Here is a 2,195-nt window from a genome sequence, read left to right on the forward strand (position 1 = left end):
GGACAGGCTGCGGCTCAGGTCACCAGCCTGCCGGTGGACGTGACCGCCTTCAGGATCGCGCCTGACGGCCGGTCGCTGGTGGTGGCGGCGCCCGTATTCGTCGACTGCGCCGACCTCGCCTGCACCCGCGACCGGCTGAAGGCGCAGGCGGCGTCGGTCTCGACGGTGAGGGGCTACGACCAGCTGCCGCTGCGGCCGTGGGACAGCTGGAACGACGGCCGCCGCAGCCATCTGTTTGTCGTGACGCTCGACCCGTCAGGTCTGGCGGCAAGCGAGCCGCGCGACCTGATGGCGGGGCTCGACGCGGACACGCCCTCGCGCCCGCTCGGCGACGACGGCGAGTTCGTGATCTCCCCGGACGGCCGCCGCGTGGTGTTCGCCAGCCAGATGCAGGGCCGCACCGAGGCCTTCACCAACAACACCGACCTCTACAGCGTCGCCATGGGCGGCGGCGCGCCGGTCAATCTCACCGAGGAAAACGCCGCGCCTGACACCAACCCGGCCTTCTCGCCCGACGGCCGCCGGCTGGCCTGGCTGGCGGCCCGGCGCGAGAACGTCGGCGGCGATCAGGCGGTGGTGATGGTCGGCGACGCGGACGGCCGGAACGCGCGGCCGCTGACGCCCCGATGGGACCGCGGCCCGGGAGCCCTGCGCTGGCGCTCGGATGGCCGCGCCCTGTACGCCGTCGCGGCCGAGAACGGGCAGCAGAAGCTGTTCGAAATCGACGCCCGCAGCGGCGCGGTGCGCGCCCTGACGGATCTCGGAACCGTCGCCGCCTTCGACGAGGCGGACGGGCGGCTGATCCTGTCGCACGAGACCTTTCAGGGACCGGCGCAGATCCGCGAGCTGCGGGCCGGGGGCGTGACCGATCTGACCCGGCACAACGCAGAGGCGCTGGCCGGCACCGACCTGCCCGAGGGCGAAAGCTTCACCTTCGCCGGCTGGAACGGCGAGCCGGTGCAGGGATGGGTGTTCAAGCCCGCCGGCCATGTCGAGGGACGGCGCTATCCGGCGGTCTACGTCATCCACGGCGGGCCCAAGTCGCCCTGGACCAACGGCTGGAGCTATCGCTGGAACCCTCAGATCTACACCGGCGCCGGATACGCGGTGGTGATGATCAACTTCCACGGCTCGCCGGGCTTCGGCCAGGCCTTCACCGACTCGATCAACGACCACTGGGGCGACCGGCCGCTTGAGGATCTGCAGAAGGGCTGGACGGCGGCGCTGGCGGCGAGCCCTTTCATCGACGGCGCGCGCGCCTGCGCCATCGGCGCCTCCTACGGCGGCTATATGGTCAATCTGATCGCCGGCAAGTGGAACGCGCCGTGGCGCTGCCTCGTCAACCACGCGGGCGTGTTCGACGTCGGCCAGCTGATGAACGCCATGGACTCGGCGACCTTCATCTCGGAGTTCGGCGGCGCCTCGTGGGAGCGGCCAGACCTGTACCGCGCCTTCAGCCCGAACACCTGGGTGGGGGACTGGTCCAAGCCGATGCTGGTGCTGCACGGCTCGCGCGATTTCCGGGTGCCGGTCGAGCAGGGGCTGGCCACCTTCTCGGCCCTGCAGCGGCAAGGGATCGAGAGCCGGTTCGTGCATGTGCCCGACGAGAACCACTGGGTGCTGAAGCCGCGGAACTGGGTGGAGTGGCAGCGGGAGATCCTCGACTGGACGAACCGGTACACGGCCCAGCCATAGGTTCGCCACCCGCGGGGCGGGCGTCTTCCGCAAGGCGGTCGCCGGTGGTACGCCGTCAGGCAGTTGCGCCCTTCCGCCCCGAGGTTCCGTCCATGCGTCACCGTTCTCTGCTCGCCAGCGCCGGCGCGGTCCTTGCGCTCACGGCCGCCGTTCCCGTCCTGGCCGAGGCGCCTGCGGCCGCGGCTCCGGTTCAGTCAGCCCTCGTCCCGTCGCCCGACGCCTTCGACTACCGTGACATGATCTCGGCCAACCGGCTGGCCGATCCGCAGGTGTCGCCGGACGGGCGTTGGGTGGTCTATTCGGTGACCACGACCGACGTGGCGGCGAACCGCCGTACGGGTTCTCTCTACGTCATGGATCTGCGCGACGGCGGCGAAGGCCGGCGGCTCGCGATCAGCGAGGGCGGCGCCAACACCGCGCGCTGGGGCGGCGACGGCAAGTTGTACTTCTTGTCCGGCCGCTCGGGCAGCAGCCAGGTCTGGCGCGCCGAGGCCGACGGG

At 71.3% G+C, this 2,195-nt stretch carries 2 protein-coding genes; both read left to right on the forward strand.

All coding sequences use genetic code 11. From position 1 onward, the window contains the following. Window positions 1–1,695, forward strand: a 1,695-nt coding sequence (locus VGB60_RS10495) for a S9 family peptidase (RefSeq protein ID WP_331038210.1), incomplete at its 5' end; no start/stop codon positions are given. Between the two features lie 92 nt (window positions 1,696–1,787). Beyond that, on the forward strand, window positions 1,788–2,195 hold a 408-nt coding region (locus tag VGB60_RS10500), incomplete at its 3' end, for a TolB family protein (protein WP_414644513.1).

Source organism: Brevundimonas sp., assembly GCF_036399195.1.
Classification (GTDB): Bacteria; Pseudomonadota; Alphaproteobacteria; order Caulobacterales; family Caulobacteraceae; genus Brevundimonas.